The sequence below is a fragment of the Chryseobacterium sp. JUb7 genome, from assembly GCF_024806495.1.
Taxonomy (GTDB): domain Bacteria; phylum Bacteroidota; class Bacteroidia; order Flavobacteriales; family Weeksellaceae; genus Chryseobacterium.
In genome coordinates this window covers 392,482-411,243 of the sequence record NZ_JANUFF010000004.1, presented here as the reverse complement: position 1 = coordinate 411,243, position 18,762 = coordinate 392,482, and the positions used below count along the sequence as shown (strand labels likewise).

Genomic DNA, 18,762 nt, shown 5'->3' with positions numbered 1-18,762 from the left:
TTGCCTATTGCCTATTGCCTATTGCCTATTGCCTATTGCCTATTGCCTATTGCCTATTGCCTATTGCCTATTGCCTATTGCCTATTGCCTATTGCCTATTGCGGGGAGCTCCGTAGGAGCGGTCTGTTCATAGATTATGAAAATATGTTATGTTTAATTGAGCCCTGTAGGGGCGAACTGTTGATAATTCCCGGCTTGAAATCTTCAATCTTCATATCACGATCTTTCTTACACTGGGTTTATAATCCCGGAAGAATCCATACACCATATAGAGGTTAAGAATATTATATAAAACCAGACAGAATTGCCATCCTATCCTGAAGTAAATCGCCACTTCGCGGATCACTCATTATCTTTTAATATCCAAATAGAAATACTCATCATTACAGGAATACTTTTATCCATAATTAATATCCACAAATTTTGTTATCCTGGAGGGATATAAGAATCGTATTAGAATAATATGTGCATTATCGTGTCCACATTCTAACTATTTGTTTTTTTATTAATGATCTTCAGAATTAAAAATTTTTTTTAAAATCTAAGTCACCATTGTCTATTTTACCTGCGAGAGATCATCTTAATCTTTTTGCTTGACATCCATTATAAATTATGTACTTGTATCTCCTGGTTTAAATCTCGGGGGCTTAGTTAATACAATTTTACGGATCAATAGTTCTTTATTTTCTTACTCAAATAATTAATGTGTAAATCTCAATGTGAATGAACTGTTATTTAAACTTGATATATTTCCACTATTTAAATTTGTAATAATTCCGATGCGATCCTTCGGGATAATTTTAGGCAATACTTTTTCCTGTTTTTATTTTGCTAAAACGTTTAAGTAATAAGCAGTACAAAAATCTGTATTAAATGATATAGATTTTTTTATTAATTTTTTTCACGTATCACTAAAATGTGATTAATTTTATTATTTTTTTATAAACTAATTGTTTACGATTTAGATTAATTTTATTTTTATTAATATAAGTCTGTTAAAATATATTAAAATAGTATTATGTTTACATTAAATCACGTTTTATGAAAAGAACTTTATTTAAGATTGGATTGCTTTCATCCATGGTTGTATGTTTCAGTGTGTTACATGCTCAGAAAAATGATTCTCTAAAAACAACTAAAATTGATGAAGTTGTTGTCACAGCTTATGGCGTTAAAAAAGAAAAAAAGTCTCTTGGATATTCTTTTCAGGATGTAAAAGGCCAGACTCTTGTTGATGCGAAAGAAAACAACATTACTAATGCTTTAGTTGGTAAGGTTGCAGGGCTTCAGGTTATAAAAGGTGGGTTTGGTCCTGGTTCTTCTTCAAAAATCAATTTAAGAGGGTTTAATTCGTTTACAGGAGATAATCAGCCGTTGATTGTTGTGGATGGAGTGCCTTTAAGTAATGGCTTAGGTTCTAAACCAAGGCAAAACGGAAAAGATCCGAATAATGATTTTTGGAATCCGGATCTTGATATGGGAAATGGGCTGAGTGATCTAAATCCTGATGATATAGAAAGTGTTTCTGTTTTGAAAGGAGGAGCTGCTTCTGCATTGTATGGCTCGAGAGGAGGAAATGGTGTTATTTTAATAACTACTAAAACAGGTAAAAGAAAAGGAGGCATTGGAATTAATTATTCTACAAGTTTGGGCTTTGAAAGCATTTTTATGAAGCCCGATCTTCAGAAGAGTTTTGGACAAGGGAGTAATGGATTATCCAATCCGACGGGAGTTGATAATACTTCATCTTGGGGACCTGCTTTTGAAGGATCGGATTTGACAGTTTATGATAATTTAAAAAACTTTTTTAAAATAGGTACCAATACTCAGCATACTTTGAGTTTTCAGGAAAACTTGGGAGAAGGAACAAGCTTATATACTTCTGCGAATTACTTGAACAGCAACAGTCAAATTCCTAATTCTAAGTATGAAAGGTTCAATTTTATGGCAAAAATGAATGCCAATTTTGGAGCTAATAAAAGATGGACAACGGAAGTAAAGGCTCAATATATGAGTGTAAAAGGTAAGAACAGACCTTCAGCGGGGCAAGGAAATGGAAACTATTACCCACAAATTCTTTTAATGCCACAGAACATTGATATAAGAGATTATCGTGAAGGTCAAATGCATAATAATGTGACTTCACGATGGATCACCTCGAATGGGATTAATCCTTACTGGTCTGCATATAATGGGCTTAATGAAGATAAGAAAGATCGCTTTTTACTGAATGGATATTTAAAATATCAGTTTAATAACTGGTTGAGTGCAGATGTAAGACTTGGAACAGATTTTTATTCTCTAAATTCTGACGCAAGAGTATGGACAGGTTCTTCTCGTAATAATTCTTATTCAACGGGGCAGGAAAAGTTTTATGAAAATAATTACATCGCAAGTTTAAACGCCAAAAAAGACAACATCATTGGAAAATGGGGAGGCTCACTTTCTGTATATGGGCAAATGATGGAGACCCGAACTAAGGCACTTTACTTTACGACACAGAATTTGATTCTAGCTAATGTTTTCAGTACAACAAATACGAGTGATCTTGCTTCGCTCACCACGACGGAAGTTGATCAATGGAAAAAAATTAATTCAATATTTGCAGCTGGAGAAATTAATTATGATGGATATTGGTTTCTAAATGCTACTGCTAGAAATGACTGGTCTTCTACTTTAAATAGTTCAAATGCTTCTTATTTTTATTCTTCTTTAAGTACATCTTTGGTTTTGACAGATATGCTGAAAAAGCTAAATGGTACAAGTTCTAAAGTTTTGACTTTTGCTAAAATTCGTGCTGCTTATGCAGCTACAGGAAATTCTTTAGCTCCTCAACAATTATATAATGAGTACTTTGCTTCTACTGATCCTACAGGGCATATAACATTAACAAGAAATAAAACACTTTTTAATTCCAATTTACATGCGGAAAAATTAAAATCTTTTGAAGTTGGTGCAGATTTGAAGTTTTTTGATAGAGTTTCATTAGATATAAGTTATTTTAATAATAATGCTACAGATCAGCTGATCCCAATTCCTATTAATCCGCTGTCAGGATATGAAAGAATGATGATAAATTCAGGAGGACTTCACAACAAAGGATTTGAATTTGTATTGAATTCGGATGTTTTTAAGAAAGAAAATTTTATTTGGAATGTTAATGCCAATTTTTCAACACTAAAAAGTAACATAGACAAAATTGACGGAAATATTACAAAATATCTGTTAGGAGGCTATGACACCGTAGGAGTTTTTGCTGAAGTTGGAAGACCTTACGGGGCAATTTATGGAACAAAATTTTTAAGAGTTGAAGATCAAAACAGTCCTTATTTTGGAAAATTGATTGTTGGAACAAATGGGTTGCCTCTTTCAACATCAGATAGTCAGTATTTGGGAGATCAAAATCCAAGAGCATTATTCGGATTTACCAATAGCTTTACCTTCAAAAATTTCGGACTTTCCTTTTTAATTGATGGACGTATTGGAGGGAAATTTTTCTCATCAACTCAAAGTGCATTACAAAATGCAGGTCTTGCGGCGGATACTGCTCCGGGAGGAAGACGTGATAACTTTGTTCTTGATGCTGTTGTTCAAAACGGAAATAGTTATACAGCCAATACAACTGAAATTACGCAACAGGATTATTGGACAGCAGTGACTACATCTGGTGGAAACTTGGGAATTAATGAGCAAAATGTTTATGATGCAACCAATATTCGTTTAAGAAATGTTCAGTTAACCTATAATTTTCCGAAAAATATTTTCCAAAAATTAGCATTACAAAGTGCTAAAGTTGCTTTCACAGCAAATAATGTCTGGATGATTTACAGCAAAACAAAAGGAATAGACCCGGAATCGGTTTTCGCCATCAATTCTAATATTGTAGGTTTTGAAAACATGGCGTTTCCAACCTCAAGATCATATTTATTTACCATTACTCTAGGATTTTAACACCAAACAAAAATTGAAACAATGAAAAAATATATCTTATCCATATTTGCGTTGACGGTACTTTCGGTTTCATGTAATGATTTTGAAAACATTAATGAAAATCCATTTGCTGTTGATACCAATAAAGCAGAACCTGAATATCTTTTAAATAATTCTATTCTCGGGGCACAACAAGATCCCAATATTGCAGAACGTGTTTTTGTTTTATATTGGAAAACGGCGGGAAGGCAACAACTTTCTACAGGAATTGCAGGAGGAACTTATGATGATTCCTGGACGTCTGAATATTGGAAATATATTTCCGAATGGTTAAATAATGCCAACGGAGCCATTCAGCTTGCCAATGAGAAGAAAGCGCTCGGACAAGGGAAACCTTATTATGATAATGTGATTCAGGTTTCCAGAATTTGGAGAGCGTATTTAATGAGTGAATTTTCTGATAATTTCGGACCTCAGCCGATTCAGGCATTTCAGGGAACCAATCCTACTTTTAATTCTGAAAAAGATGTATACTATTTTATTTTGGATGAATTAAAAGATGCTGTTGCAAAAATGGATGTCAATCAGGGCCCTCCTTCAAATTCGAATGCTTATGATATGGTATATGGATTTAGCTGGAGCAAATGGGTAAAATATGCCAATTCTATGAGAATGAGAATTGCCATGAGAATTGCTGAAGTAGATCCTTCAAAAGCAAAAACAGAATTCGAAGCAGCAGCCAATTCAAATATGTTTATCGCAGCGAGTACAGATAATTTCAAAGTGGCTGAAAAGCCGGGCTGGGATGCTTTAACCGGAGTAATGTCAAGAGAATGGAATTCTCAGATTTTATCGGCTACCCTCAATAATATGTATATTGGTTTAGGTGGTGTAAATTCTGCGGATCAATTACCATCATCACAGGCTTCTGCTATAAAAAATGCAGATTATCTGGGTATAAAATACGATCAGCAATTTACAACATTGACCAATGATCCTAGTGCAGGATATTGGCTGGATGGGCTTCCAAATAAAATCGATCCTAGAGCGTATAAAACTTTTTACATTCCCGGAGATCTTACAAGCCCGGTTTATTCTCTTTATCCGACGTATACGAATCAGGCAACAACCAATCACGGAGATTTGACATTTGCTGATAATTCTAAAATAACGGTTAATACCGTAAATACATGGAATGCCTATACGATAGGTAACTGGGGAGCAAAAGGACAGAGAAATGGTTTACGGAATGTAGTTGGCTGTATGCCGGCACTTGGAAAACAATATAGAGAAAGTACCAATTCAAGAATATTTTTTGCAAGCTGGGAATCTTATTTTTTGATTGCTGAAGCTGCATTAAAAGGCTGGTCAGTTCCAATGAACGATGAAGCTGCTTATAACAAAGGAATTCAGGATAGTTTTACGTATAATAATGTAGCGCAGTTTTATGGTCAGTATATCACGTCGACGGATTATAACAGAGACGGAACTTCTGTTTCCTACAGTCATATTACAGAACCCGGAGCAACTCATACAATGCAGTATAAAGATCCGGTAACGAATAATCTTGTTTCTGTAGCGATTAATTATCCGGTAAATACGATTTATAAAAACGGAGCTTTTAAAAATGATAAACTGACAAAAATTATTACTCAAAAATATATTGCAAATATGCCGTGGCTTCCGTTGGAATCATGGAGTGATCATAGAAGATTAGGTCTGCCATTCTTCGAAAATCCTGCTATTGAAACCCCTTTGGTAAATCTGCCGAATCTGAATTCAGGAAATTATATGACGAATTCAATTAAAAATTTCCCACAAAGATTACGATATCCAAGTACATTCAGAAATACAGATCAGCCGGGATATGACAAAGCCGTTCAGCTTTTAGGTGGTGCAGACGAAGTTCTTACTCCACTTTGGTGGGCAAAGCATTAAAATAGCCAACTATAATATCTTTTTTCATAAGTCCTTTTCAATTTTTTTGAAAGGGACTTTTGTTTTAAACTATTATGTACTATTGAATGATATGACTGTAGCCCTAGCCCCGATTGTAATGAAAATCCTTTTTTGTAAAAAAAGATTGTAATGGAAAGCGGGAAAAAGCTTCCCGTAAAAATTTAAATAAATTAAGGTGCCGCTATTGTAAAAACGACCAAACTATTATAAGTGGCGGCAGGAATAGCCACAGAAACTCCCGATAGTTGTAGCTGTACCGGAATATTTGAATATGATGCTAATGCCAAAACCGCAGTAATTCTGAATAATTCAACATCTGTCGCCAGGGGAACGGTAATATAAGTTGTTCCGCCTGTGATGGAACAACCGACACAGGCTGTCGTTCCGTTTCCTGTTCTTCTTGCTGATAAAACGAGATTACTGTTCCATGTGGGATTGGCCTGATAATGTACACTTACTTTTCCGTTTCCTAATAAAAGCGGAACACTTGCGCCAATCAAAATCTGGTTGGTTGCGCTTTCGTACGTTCCTGCATAATTGGATCCGGCCTCAGTTATAGAAGGAATAGTCACCGTCCAGTTGGTTCCGCCAACTGTAATGGTTCTTTGTGATTTTAAAGCCAAACTTAAGATTAAAAGAATAATGAATATACTTTTTGTAAAAATGCTGTAAAAAAAATTAGTATGAAACTTCATTATCTTTAATTTTATTCTGTGATGGTATAGGTAATGACAACAGGTGTATTTGTACGTGCTGATAAATTAGCATATGTATTTGTTGTCAGGCTTATGGTAAGACGGTGCCCGTTATTGGTACCGTTTCCTGTAAAAGCACCGCCAATTCCGCTGATGATCGTTTGAGCAGTTGTAGTGAGGGTAATTTGTGCTGAAGGAGTTCCCAAAGTTCCGCCGCCGGAACCCGAAGCTGCAGCAGCCAGAATTTTAATATCGACTCCCGGAATCACCTGATTGACTGAAGCGGTAATTCTTCTCGTTAATCCTCCGGAAGCAATGGCAGAAGTATAATTGACCCATTTTGTTGTATTCACAGCAGGGACAGTTACCGCATTCCCAGCTTCAGTAGGAGCGGTGTAATTTAAGCTGATTGCTCCGGCAGGCTCTATATCCATTAAGGTGACAATGGGTAAAGTTACAGCAACAGATCTGTTTCCTGTAGTTTGTGAAAATATTTTACAGGATACAGCAAGACTGGTTAAAAATATAATTTTCAAATACATTATTTTATTTTCTTCTTTTCGTTATAACTTACTTTGATGCTTTCCTGCTGATATTTTACTTCTGATTGCTGTTTTATCACATTAATGTTTAATTTTTTTGTTTCTGATGGTTTTAAGGTAAATTCAAACTGATCGATTGGTATTTTGTATCTTTTATCCAGACCGTTTCGGTATACTTTTGCTTTCCAGTCTCCGGGACGCAGATACGTGAAATCAAAATTTTCTCCGATAACGCCCATTTTTCGGTAGACCTGATCGCCATTTGAAACTTCAATAATGATATTTTCTTTTTTCTTTTTGTCTTTATTAAATGAAAATCCGGCAAAACTTGCCTGTCCACTTTCTGAAAACTGAATTTCACCCTGAATATTTGCAGCACTTGTCAATCCAAAATTGAATATGTTTTCTTTATTTGTTAAGACCAACGAGGCAGGAACATTTACGTTGGGGATATCATTAATATCTGTGGTAGATCGGTCAATTTCCAGGACATAATCACCGGGGATTACATTTTTAAATATAAAATTTCCGTTTTTATCGGTCACAGATAAATGACTTCCTAATTGTAGCCGGATTCCGTCGACTTTTTTTACGCCAAGATTATCAATATTTCCTGAAAGTGTTGTATAGTCTGCAATTTTTTGAGTTGGAACATTCATTCTTAATGTATACCGGAGTGAGAAAATAAAGTCTTTATTTCCCAACTCACCGCGTTGTAAAGCATATCGGCCGGAAAGATCAAACTCATGACCCGGGAAAAGCTGCTGATGAAAAAGTAATTCAAAAAGATTTCTGTCAGTATAATAATCTTCCGGCATATAGTTATTCTGATAAAATAGGCTGAAGCTTGTTTTATCTGAAAAACGATTTAAAATTCTTACGCCGTAATAAAACTGTTTCTGATTTTGCATCTGATACCGTGAAGTAATCGCATAACTTCCGAATACATTAAAAGAGGTTCTGAATTTTTCAAATCCGATATTGGCCGTATAAAAACTTGAATTTCCTGAAAATCCGGTCAGATAATTGTCGGTTTTTCCGAACTGCCCTTCAAGATTGAGTTGAAAAATTCCGATCTGCTGATCAAGTGTTGCTCTGAAAAAACGTTCTTTATAATCAAATTCTTTTGGCATCAGGCGGTCTTCATATCTTTGGAATCCGTTGTAAAGCATAAATGATCCTCTGTTTGAATATCGATATTGAAGTCCATACTGTAAAAACTTCCGGTAAGGAGCTGCTAAAAATAAAGTGTCGCGCTGAAAATTTCTGGCATCCTGAACATAATTTGCCAAAAGATTAATCCTTTTTGTAAGTTTATATTGAATATTTCCGTTAAAATTATTTGTGTTGTTAAAATATCCGGCATATTCCGGACTGGCGCGCATATACATTACATTTCCACTCAATCTTTCAAAATTAACGATGGTTTGAAGCATAAAGGCTGTTCCATCCGTCTTATCGGTTTTACTGTAAGAGGTTTCTCCGGAGACTTCAATGTTTTTATTTAATTTAAATTTTCCTGTAATATACGGGAGATGGGCATTGGAATCTAATCTTACATTTGTAAAACTTAATCCTACATTTTCTGTTCTCGGAATTTTATATAAATATCCGGCGGTGATTTCAGATTCTTTAGCGAGTTTGAATTTTGAATAGACATTAAACTCATCTTTAATATCCCTGAAAAATCTCGGATGATTATAAAAACCTCCAAAGCTTACTTTTTTTAAATCAAAACGAATTTCTGCACCACGACCATATCTTGCATATTCCGTGAGAAAAGAGGATGAATAATTTTTATCTCCCAAATGAACGTAAAAGTTTTCTCTTTTATAATTGATGAAATATTCTTCATATTGGGTAAAAGAACTGAATTCTACAGGATTTTTTGTTACCGCATGAAACTCAAGCTGATTTTTGTTGTCTTTATCCAGAGTTCCTTTTCCATAAATTTCTCCCTGAAAGCCATCATTATACTCACCCCGGTTTCTCATCCCAATAAAAGAAAGCGAAGCCGCAACCGGAAATCTGTGAAAAATATCTTCCTCAACAGGTTTTATAGAAATTATTTTTACGCTGCTGTAAGCGGTTTGGTTTTCAGTCTGGTTATTTTTGGAATAAACGGATAGATTTAAATTTTGATATTCGTTTTTTCCAAGATTTGAGTTGGTAATTTTGCTGACAGTGATTATTTTACTTTCTCCGGGTGGCAAAAGCAAGGAGGCTCCTTCATCTACGACTGCATTTTTACTTTCCAGGATTAAGTTTTCGGGCACATTTCCACTATTTTTCAAAAGGAATGTTGAGATAATTGTTTCCCCTGCTTTCACAAATTCCGGGGAATGTAAAGCCGTTAATGTTAATTTTCGGTTTCCTGAAACTAAGAATTCTGTTTTTTGTATGAATTTTTCGCCTGTATTTTTTTCTGTTCCGTTTAAAATAACGGAGTATTTTCCTTGAGGAGTTTCTGTGGCAATTTTTAAAGGAACAATATAAACATTATTTTCATTGGCAGAAATTTTAAGTTCTCCATTGGTCAGAATAGGGGAAATATGGGGGCTTGTTGTTTCTACTTTAATATCATACAGCTTATTTTCGGACGTCTTATTTTCTATTTTAAACCAAATAGAAGTAGACGTTCCCGGCAGCAGACTATCTTTTTTGTTGACAAAATTTTCTTTTTGGGCAAAAATGAATACTGGGAATAATATGAATAGATATAAAGCACAATTTTTAATCATTCTTTACTTCTAATTCCACGTTGAGAGCGAAAGCATTTTCATCTTCATCAGTAGCGATCAATACGGCATTGTATTTATCGGGAGGCATTTTGCTGATATCAATATGGAAAGATTTTGAGGTTTGTGGTAATAATCCCATAGCCTGACTGGAAAAATTTCCGAGCTTTTGCCCGTCTTTTTTATTGTAAATTTCTATGTTCGCCGTTGGTTTGCAATAGAGATTTCCTTTATTGGCAATGGCAACTTTCAGAATCTGCCTTCCATCTTCTTTTTCAATTTTTACCCCTTCAAACTTTAAATCAGGTTTTGCTTTTTCCGAATCAACATCTGTAATGACCTGAATGGCATATCGTATAATGGAGGTAATATTTACACCTTGTTTATTATCATTAGGTTTTATTTCTTCCACAGGTTCTACCATGATTACACTCCAATAGCTTCCCGGTTCTGAAACAGTATTAGGAACAGTAATCTCATAATAGATTTCTGTTTTTTGTTTTGCTTTAAGAGTAACCAAGTTGGTGTTCATCTTGATCCAGTCAGAATTGGTCTTATCATTGGTATGAGGAACAGAATAATTGCTTGTACCATTAGCATTGTAGCTGTAATCCTGAAGAAATAATTTTACGCTTTGAGATTGATTACCGGTATTTTCTATCGCAATTTTCCCTTTATATACCTTTCCGTTTTCTACCTGATAGGTGTGGGAAAGGCCATTAAGGACAACAATACTGGCTTTAAAAAAGCAGAATTGAAGGATGAAAATTGCCAATAGGAAAATGCGCTTTATCATAATTATGTAAAGTTTGGTGTTTAAAACATTGATAATACAAGACCAAGAAGAAATAGCATATCTTTTTCTTCTTGCTTGTATAAAGATGAAATTAGGACAGGTTAGTTGTCCGAAATAGTATAGGTAACTGTTGCTACTGTAGTAGCAGTCGCCTGTAGATCTGCATAGGCTGCCACTCCGCCAGGACCACTTCCCGGAGCTAATGCATACGTCAGGTTATGGCCGTTGTTGGCTCCGTTACCTGTGTAAGCACTTCCTATTCCTGAGATAATTGTCTGGTCTGCGGCACTTAATGTAAGTTGAGCAGACGGAGTTCCTAATGTTCCTCCTCCTGCACCTGTAGCTGCTGCTGCGGTTACATGAATGTCAACTCCAGGAATGATAGCATTTAGTTTTACAGAAACATTACGCGTCGGATCTGCCACAGATTTAATAGAAGAGTAGTTAAGCCAAAGCGTAGTGTTAGCTGCATTTGCAACCAATGGATTACCTGCTTCTGTAGGAGCTGTGAACCCTAAAGTTATGTTTTTTGTAGCGGCAGGTTCAATATCTACCAATGCAACTTCCGGTACAGAAATGGTTATTGTGTGATTGTCTGTGTTCGTATCTTGTGCATGTAGGCTTGTAGACAATGCTAATGCAACAAAAGATGTAGCTAAAGTGAATTTCAATTTTTTCATGGTAAATTTATAATTTTGGTAAAGTGAAGTTAATAAAATTCAAATAAGTATGAAATAGTTTTTGCTATTTTTTTTAATTCTTATTTATTCATTTTCAATATTTTAATACGGCTTAAAAATCGGACATATAAATTTCATGAAAATAAGTTTTATTCTTTATAAATGAAATCACCGAATAAAAAAAGCCTTACATGATGATGTAAGACTTTAATTTATTAGAATGAATTTTTAAGACTAAGCCCAGTGAGGATCGGAAGTAGAAGGTTTTCCTGATTCTATTCTACCTGCAAAATGCCAGATATTATTTTCAGACATAAGCTTCAGATCATACCATCCTTTCATTTTATCAAGGTCTATGATCAGTCTTTCTTCAGGTTGATGCAAAGAAATTTTCTTTTGCTTTTTCTCGTAAAAGTTTTCTAAGGTAATGGTAATGTTTCCTTTGTTTCCTTTTCTGAAAATAAGCTCGACCTGATTTTTTGAGGTATTATTGATTAGTAAAACTTCAAGATCAGGAATCTCTCCACCCTTGAAATTCCTGTAAAACCCATTAGGACCAAAAACTTCAAGATTATATTTTCCTGTATTTACAGTATGAGACAGCTCCTGTTTTGAATACAAAGCATATGAGAAATGAAAATCACCATTGTCGAATTTTGTTCTGTCATAGATTAATAAAGGAATTCCTGTTTCGTTCAGGTTGGTCATTTTAATTTTTTCATTTTCAAAATTTACCTGAAAATTGTAGGGAAGCGGATTTGAAGGCTTTAGACCTCTTTCCTGAATTTCCAGTAAATTATTTTTCAGTTCATTTTCAGAATACCATTTTAAATTGGGAACAGGTTTATTTTTCGCAGAATTGATAGTTTTTGCATAATCCTTTTGATCCAGATAATTCATCTGCGGAATTTTTACACTAGATGAATTAAAGGCTGAAGTCAGATCTCCGCAAACAGCTCTGCGCCAATCACTGATATTGTCAATGGTGACTTCTTTATTGAATTTTTTATGAATGAATTTTTCCAAGAACTGTAAGACTGAAGTATGGTCTGAAACTTCAGAGTTTACAAATCCTCCTTTCGTCCAGGGAGAGGCAATAATCATAGGGACTCTGTATCCCAAGCCAACAGTACCTTCGATTTTTTCATGATCCTTCAGCTTTTGTGAAGCCATGTATTCCTGATTTTTGTTTACATATTCCACTCCGTCTTTTCCATTCATATCAACAGGCTGACTTGGATTTATGGGTGGAGCAAAAGGTAAAACATGATCGAAGTAACCATCATTTTCATCGTAATTAATAATGAAAATTGTTTTTTTCCAGGTTTCCGGATCTTTGGTTAAGATATTTAAGACTTCAGAGATATACCATGCTCCATACCATGGCGATCCGGGATGATCAGAAAAATGCTCTGGAGCCACCAGCCATGAAACTAATGGTAATTTTTTTTCTTCTACATCTTTTCTAAACTGGTGCAGAACATCACCTTTAGGAACGACCAGTCTTTCCCCGTTTTCATCCTGTCCGATTTCTACATTCCAGAAATCAGGATCTCCTGAATTGGTGGTAAAGGCTTTTTCGTGAAGATTCTTTTGTTGCTGAGAAAGTTTAGCGAAATTTTCCGGTTTATATTCTTTCAAATCATTTTCAAGCTCGGTAATCATTCCTTCCAGTCTTTCTTTCTGGCCCGGATTTTTTTCGATTTCCTTTTTTAGATAAGAAATAATGTTGGGAATATTTTCATGGTATCCTTTTGAAAACTTCACATTGAAATTTGAAAACCACTCAATTGGATTGTCTGTAAAATTACTCAGCCATGCTTCCTGCTCACCGGACATTCCTTTTGGAAGGCTGATTTCGTTCTGATAAATTTTCCATGAAACATTTTGCTCTTCTAAAATTTCAGGAAAACTTTTCCACTTTGCCTGTCTGGCTTTATCGTAATCAATATTTTCATTATAAACATTGGCTTTTACTTTTCCGTTTTGCTGTTCACGAAGGGTCCCCGACCAAAGAAATAGACGGTTGGGGGTTGTTCCTGTTAATGAAGAACAAAAATATTGGTCGAAAATAGTGAATGCATCTGCCAATTGGTAGTAAAAAGGAAGATCTTCGCGGTTATAATATCCCAATGTCAACGGAATATTTTTATAATCTTTATTTCCCGAAGCTTTTGCCTGAAGCCATTGATCATATTTCCCTTTATTCAATGCTTTTTGCTGATTATCCCAAGAGTGGGGAAGGGAACTCATCCAGGTAGATTTTGTATTTCTTAAATCCAAACGTGCCGGAGAAGCGTATTTTCCGGTGTCATTTTTCTGAAAGAAAACCGAATGACCATCCTGCTTTATAAAGGCTCTCTGGTCTAAAAAGCCTCTTACTCCTTTCAAAGCCCCGAAAGCATGATCAAAAGAGCGGTTTTCCTGCATTAAAATTACTACATGTTCTGCATCATAAAAAGTAGATTGCGCGGCAGGCTCGATGGTTAATGCCTTTAAAATAGAAGGGTGTAAAACCCCTGAAGTTCCTAAACCGGCTAAAAGTAAACTTGATTTTTCTAAAAATTCTCTTCTGTCCATTTCAATAGTAATACAAAGAAACCGCAAGTTAATTGGTTTTCTTGCGATTTCTTTTATTTTGATGTTAAAAAATAGTTAGTTTTTTACTGCAGCCACCAAGGTTTAGAATTGATATTGTCATTTCCTCCATACTGAGCTGCAAGTGCTGCCTGTAAATTAGCGCTGTTATAATTGTACTCAGCTTGCGGATATCTGAATCTTAAGGGAGCTGAAACTCCTGTTTGTAAAGGATAATTCGGATATCCTGTTCTCAGATAATCGTAATAAGAAGTCCATTGAGACTGGTGAAACATTGTCATGTATTTCTGAGTCATAATTTTTTCCAGTTGAGTAGCTAATGGAGCTGAATTATCATATAAAACTAAAGATTTAGTTAAATATTGGTTCACATCAAAACCTCCGAAATACTGATCTGGATTTTTTACATAAGTCTGATAAAATGTAAAACTTGCTTTGATCGCATTGTCATAATGTGCCTTTGAAGAACCTGAAATCCAACCTCTTGCAGTGGCTTCAGCTAATATAAATTCTAATTCAGAATAGCTTAAAACAGATGATGGTTCATTTGTCGCATCTTTATAGAAACGGTCATTTACTTTAGAAATATTTTTGGCAGCAACCAAAGCTGCATTATCAGAATATGGGGAAGTAGGATTTCCTCCGTTGTATCCTGTAAAATCTGTAATGGGTTTTCCTGCTTCTTTAGCGGCTGTAGTTTGTGCCGCAAAAGTGAATAAACGAGGGTCTTCTCTGGCTTTAAAGAAATTGATAAAATAGTCTGCCATATACAGACTCGAACCGTATCCACTGTTATTAAACATTGTATATCTGCTGTCGGCAGCATCTGCAAATTTCAGTTCTCCGTTGTCTGTGATCGATGACATCAAAGTCTGGCTTCCCGCAATAGATGCAAATTCTGTAGCAATGGTATAGCTGCCTACCGTTGCTTTTTTGGAAAGTGAGATCAGGATTTTCAGACGGAAAGAATTGATCAGTTTTTTCCATTTTGTAGCATCACCATTGTAAATGATGTCGCCTTCAATTTTGTCGTTGGAATTAATCAGATCATTGGCTTCTTTCAGTTCTCCTAAAATTCCGGCCATCACTGTTTCCTGACTGTCATATTTGGGCTGTGTAATTCCGGATTCACCTTTCACGGCTTCGGAATAAGGGATGCTTCCAAATTTTAAACTTAAATTATAGAAGTAATAGGCTCTGTAAAATTTACCGATCGCCTGATAATTTTTATTATTGATTTTTTCCGCTTCCTGCATCATTTTAACGGTATTCAGAAGACCGGAAGTATAAACATCGAACGAAGCGTCATTCCATTTCATATACTGGTAAGTATTTTCTCCGTCTGTTCCGATCATCATTCTTGAAGCGTACATATTGTCTCCGTTTACCTGGAATGCTGATTTTGAAACGTATGTTAAAAGAAATTTCGGATCGATGCTTGCCTGATCATTAGGGTTTTCATTGATGGTGTCCAGATTGGTTTCACAAGAGGTCAATGCTAATAATCCGACAAAGAATAATGATTTTATACTATTTTTCATTTTGATGATTCTTTTAATTAAAACTTAAGATTAAATCCGATTCCGAACCATCTGCTCGACGGATCCTGAATGTCATTTCCAGTTCCGATCTTATAATCCGGATCTGAATAAAGGTTTTTTGATTTTTTCCACATGGCAAGATTATATCCTGATACATTTGCCGTGAAACTCTTTACAAACCCTTTTGGATTCAATAGATAAGAGAAATCATATTCCAGAATGACAGATCTCAGTTTCACGAAAGTTCTGTCGAAAACATTAGCAAACAATTCGCTTTCGTCCTCGGTAACTCTTGCCTGATAAGGATAGTTCTGTGCCCAGTCCTGAAAACTGATTGCCTTAGTATGTGGGGTGTAAGTTCCTGTGGCTGCATTGTAATTTACACCATCCGGTACGAAATAATAAGTTCCGGGGTTGGCATATTCAAGATCTCTGTATGCCACTGAATTGGGATGTTTTCCGCCCCACCACATTTTTTCTACGACCTGAGATCTCATCACACCGCCTATACTTCCGTCAATTCCTACGGTTAAGCTTAATTTTTTATATTTGAAGGTATTGTTGAAACCGAAGGTCCAGTCCGGATTGAAATGACCTAAATTAGTCGGAGTCGTCGCTCTCGTCGGCATACCTGTTTCGGCATTGAGAATCACTTTTCCATCCGGAGATTTTTGCCAGGTTGTATCATAATAACTGTCCATTCTTTCGCCTAATTTGATATTGTTGTAATTGGGCATATCGGCATAAATGGAAGTCAGTTTTTGTTCATACGTACTCCAGTTAATTAAGGCTTTCCAGGTGAAATCTTTTGTTTTTACAGGAACGATACCTAATGAAATTTCAAGACCTTTGGTTGTATATTCATTACCATTCACATATTGTGAAGTGAAGCCTGATGACGGAGCGCTTGGGAACTGTAGAATGTTGTTGTAATCCAGTGTATGGAAATAGGTTGCATCCAGCGTAAGCCTGTTTTTAAATAATCCTGCACTTAATCCTAATTCATAAGATTTTGTCTGTTCAGGTTTTAATGAATTTTCATAATTCAGAGTAGTCGGGTAGTAGAATGTAGGATTTCCGTTATAGGTTACGCCGCTGTTATTCAAATAATAATTTCTTACGGAATAAGGTTGGAAATCATAGGCTACTTTTGCCCAGGAAGCTGATAATTTCAGTAAATTAATCGATTCGGGGAGTTTCACCAGATTAGAAACAACAGCACTTAATGAAGCGGATGGATAAAAATAAGATCTGTTGGCTTTCGGAAGTGTTGATGACCAGTCGTTACGTCCGGAAACGTTAATAAAGAAAGCATTATATAAACCTATATCGATGGTTGTATACGCACTGTAAATTAATTTTTCTTTTAAATAATCGTAATATTTTACGGCTCCTATCGAATTGTCTAACGAATATTGCTCCGGAATTTTCAAACCGTCAGTTGAAGCATTGTCAACATCATTTTTATAGTAAAATGTAGAAGCTCCGGCATTGATTGTGAAATCAAAGTTTTCTGAAATTTTCTTTTTATAAGTTGCTAAGATATCTGAGTTGAGGTTCCAGGTTTTGGTATCATTCAGGATATATCCACCGCTTCTCGGCGCACTGTAATTGAAATAAGAATATGGACTCAAAATTTCCTGCTTATTATGGTTCTCAACAATGGAGATTTTCCCTTTTATCGAGAAATCCTGAGTCGCTTTGTATTCTAAACCGGTTTGTGCATTGATGATGTTGGTTCTGTTTTTATTTTTATAATATTCGGCCCCGAACCAAGGGTTATTGTACCATGCATAATTCCAGTTAGCTTGAGTTTTACCTTCCTGCCCCGGAACCCACATATGATTTCTCAAGTCTCTTCCGTCTACATCACCTCCCATCCAGATCAGGATAGTATACATGTGACCACTCGGATTATAATCATAGTTCGGAATATTGGGAGTGAATGTCTGATTAAAATTGAACTTCGTATCAAAGATTAATTTTTCGCCAATATGATTTTCTGAAGAGAAATTGATTCCGTAACGCTGTAGATATGCTTCAGGTATTCTGTCATCATAATTCATGAAATTTCCCGAAAGCCTGTAGATATCTTTATTGTTTTTATAGCTGATCGAAAAGTTGTTGTTATTGATCACTGCGGGCTTCATGAAAGTTTTTAAGTTATCATGATATTCCCAGTCGATCGGTACTCTTTCGTATCGGGATTTGTCATTATACTGACTTCCTGCTACGGTTCCGTACCAGGGAATAACCTGTCCGGTCTGCTTATCTCTGATCGGGCTGTTCCATTGAGCGATCTTCGTTCCGGGAACAAATTTTGGTCCCCAGATCATATCTCCGTCATTTACTCCACCATCTGCTCCGTCCCAGAATTCATATTTTCCGTGTGAACCGTTTCCGTATTCAGTCTGTGTTTTTGGAAGATTCGTAAATCCTCCTGTGATCATTGTATTTTGTGAAAACTCTACGGTAAAGCCTTTCTTTTTCGCACTTTTTGTAGTAATTAAAACGGCTCCATACCGTCCTCTTGCCCCATACAACGCAGAAGCTGTTGCTCCTTTAAGTACGTTGATGTTATCGATATTATTAGGATCTAAATTCTGAAAAACTTCTTTCTCAACAATCACTCCGTCGATTACGAAAACCAGATTGGAATTTCCTCTTAATGTAAACTGCGGAGCCTGCTGCATTCCTGTAGGATTTGAAACATTCAATCCGGCAACCTGCCCTGAGAATAGATTTCCAATACTTGGAGTCGTAACGGTCTCAAATTGTTTTGTACCAACTTCCTGAGTGGAATACCCGATTTTCTCTTTCTTCTTCGCAATACCTAAAGCGGTAATAACAACCCCTTCGATCTGTTTTTCATTAATCTTTTTTAAAACGACTGAATAATTTTTTCTGTCTGAAACCTCAATGGTTGAGGTAGAAAAGTCCGGCGAGAAAAATTCAAGAATATCTCTAGTGTTGGCTGAAATTGTAAAATTCCCGTTTTCGTCAGTCGTAGCTGTTTTTCCGGTGTTTTTATCGGTGATGCTCACTCCGGAAACACTGGAGCCATTCTCAGACCTTACATTTCCCGAGATATTAATTTCCTGAGCCGTAAAATAGAGTGGAAGTAAAAAAACTGCAAACGTAGCTAAAGTTTTCTTCATTTTTTTGAAGGCAAATTTAGCAGTGCACTGTTACCTGAATTTTAATGTGATATTAAGATAAAAATATGATTTCAGCCTGAGACAATAATAAATTTAATAAAATTATAAAGCTCAAAACAGTGATG

10 protein-coding genes are annotated in these 18,762 nt (G+C 35.6%); 2 read left to right on the top strand and 8 right to left on the bottom strand.

Going from position 1 to position 18,762, the window contains the following annotated elements; translation table 11 throughout:
• Positions 1-1,041 precede the first annotated feature (1,041 nt).
• Positions 1,042-3,951: a SusC/RagA family TonB-linked outer membrane protein gene (locus tag M2373_RS10795; protein ID WP_259110516.1), complete on the top strand. Its 2,910-nt coding sequence runs from the start codon at positions 1,042-1,044 to the stop codon at positions 3,949-3,951.
• 21 nt (positions 3,952-3,972) lie between these two features.
• Positions 3,973-5,868, top strand: coding sequence for a SusD/RagB family nutrient-binding outer membrane lipoprotein (locus tag M2373_RS10790; RefSeq protein ID WP_259110514.1), 1,896 nt, complete (start codon positions 3,973-3,975; stop codon positions 5,866-5,868).
• Between the two features lie 191 nt (positions 5,869-6,059).
• On the opposite strand, the gene M2373_RS10785 is transcribed toward M2373_RS10790, so the two are convergent.
• The 8 genes from M2373_RS10785 to M2373_RS10750 form a co-directional block, all read right to left on the bottom strand.
• Positions 6,060-6,584: a hypothetical protein gene (locus M2373_RS10785; protein ID WP_259110513.1), complete on the bottom strand. Its 525-nt coding sequence runs from the start codon at positions 6,582-6,584 to the stop codon at positions 6,060-6,062.
• An 11-nt stretch (positions 6,585-6,595) separates the two neighbouring features.
• Positions 6,596-7,120, bottom strand: a complete 525-nt coding sequence (locus M2373_RS10780) for a hypothetical protein (protein WP_409013199.1) — start codon at positions 7,118-7,120, stop codon at positions 6,596-6,598.
• 5 nt (positions 7,121-7,125) lie between these two features.
• On the bottom strand, positions 7,126-9,867 hold the full coding sequence (locus M2373_RS10775) for a hypothetical protein (RefSeq protein WP_259110510.1): 2,742 nt from the start codon (positions 9,865-9,867) through the stop codon (positions 7,126-7,128).
• Entirely contained in the window at positions 9,860-10,660 is an 801-nt protein-coding gene (locus M2373_RS10770; RefSeq protein WP_259110509.1) for a DUF3324 domain-containing protein, read from the bottom strand. The genes M2373_RS10775 and M2373_RS10770 overlap by 8 nt, the downstream gene beginning before the upstream one ends.
• 101 nt (positions 10,661-10,761) lie before the next feature.
• Complete coding sequence (locus tag M2373_RS10765) at positions 10,762-11,340, bottom strand: hypothetical protein (protein WP_259110507.1); 579 nt, start codon at positions 11,338-11,340, stop codon at positions 10,762-10,764.
• Between the two features lie 234 nt (positions 11,341-11,574).
• On the bottom strand, positions 11,575-13,920 hold the full coding sequence (locus tag M2373_RS10760; RefSeq protein WP_259110505.1) for a phosphocholine-specific phospholipase C: 2,346 nt from the start codon (positions 13,918-13,920) through the stop codon (positions 11,575-11,577).
• Positions 13,921-14,003: 83 nt separating this feature from the next.
• A complete protein-coding gene (locus M2373_RS10755; RefSeq protein WP_259110504.1) occupies positions 14,004-15,479 on the bottom strand; it encodes a SusD/RagB family nutrient-binding outer membrane lipoprotein in 1,476 nt (491 codons plus the stop codon).
• A gap of 17 nt (positions 15,480-15,496) precedes the next feature.
• Positions 15,497-18,637, bottom strand: a complete 3,141-nt coding sequence (locus M2373_RS10750; protein ID WP_259110503.1) for a SusC/RagA family TonB-linked outer membrane protein — start codon at positions 18,635-18,637, stop codon at positions 15,497-15,499.
• Between the last annotated feature and the right edge of the window lie 125 nt (positions 18,638-18,762).

What these genes read in the sequence shown, in the direction of transcription:
- M2373_RS10795 (WP_259110516.1), top strand. Translation starts at nt 1,042, where the DNA reads ATGAAAAGAACTTTATTTAAGATTGGATTGCTTTCATCCATGGTTGTA.
- M2373_RS10790 (WP_259110514.1), top strand. Translation starts at nt 3,973, where the DNA reads ATGAAAAAATATATCTTATCCATATTTGCGTTGACGGTACTTTCGGTT.
- M2373_RS10785 (WP_259110513.1), bottom strand. Translation starts at nt 6,584, where the DNA reads ATGAAGTTTCATACTAATTTTTTTTACAGCATTTTTACAAAAAGTATA.
- M2373_RS10775 (WP_259110510.1), bottom strand. Translation starts at nt 9,867, where the DNA reads ATGATTAAAAATTGTGCTTTATATCTATTCATATTATTCCCAGTATTC.
- M2373_RS10770 (WP_259110509.1), bottom strand. Translation starts at nt 10,660, where the DNA reads ATGATAAAGCGCATTTTCCTATTGGCAATTTTCATCCTTCAATTCTGC.
- M2373_RS10765 (WP_259110507.1), bottom strand. Translation starts at nt 11,340, where the DNA reads ATGAAAAAATTGAAATTCACTTTAGCTACATCTTTTGTTGCATTAGCA.
- M2373_RS10760 (WP_259110505.1), bottom strand. Translation starts at nt 13,920, where the DNA reads ATGGACAGAAGAGAATTTTTAGAAAAATCAAGTTTACTTTTAGCCGGT.
- M2373_RS10755 (WP_259110504.1), bottom strand. Translation starts at nt 15,479, where the DNA reads ATGAAAAATAGTATAAAATCATTATTCTTTGTCGGATTATTAGCATTG.
- M2373_RS10750 (WP_259110503.1), bottom strand. Translation starts at nt 18,637, where the DNA reads ATGAAGAAAACTTTAGCTACGTTTGCAGTTTTTTTACTTCCACTCTAT.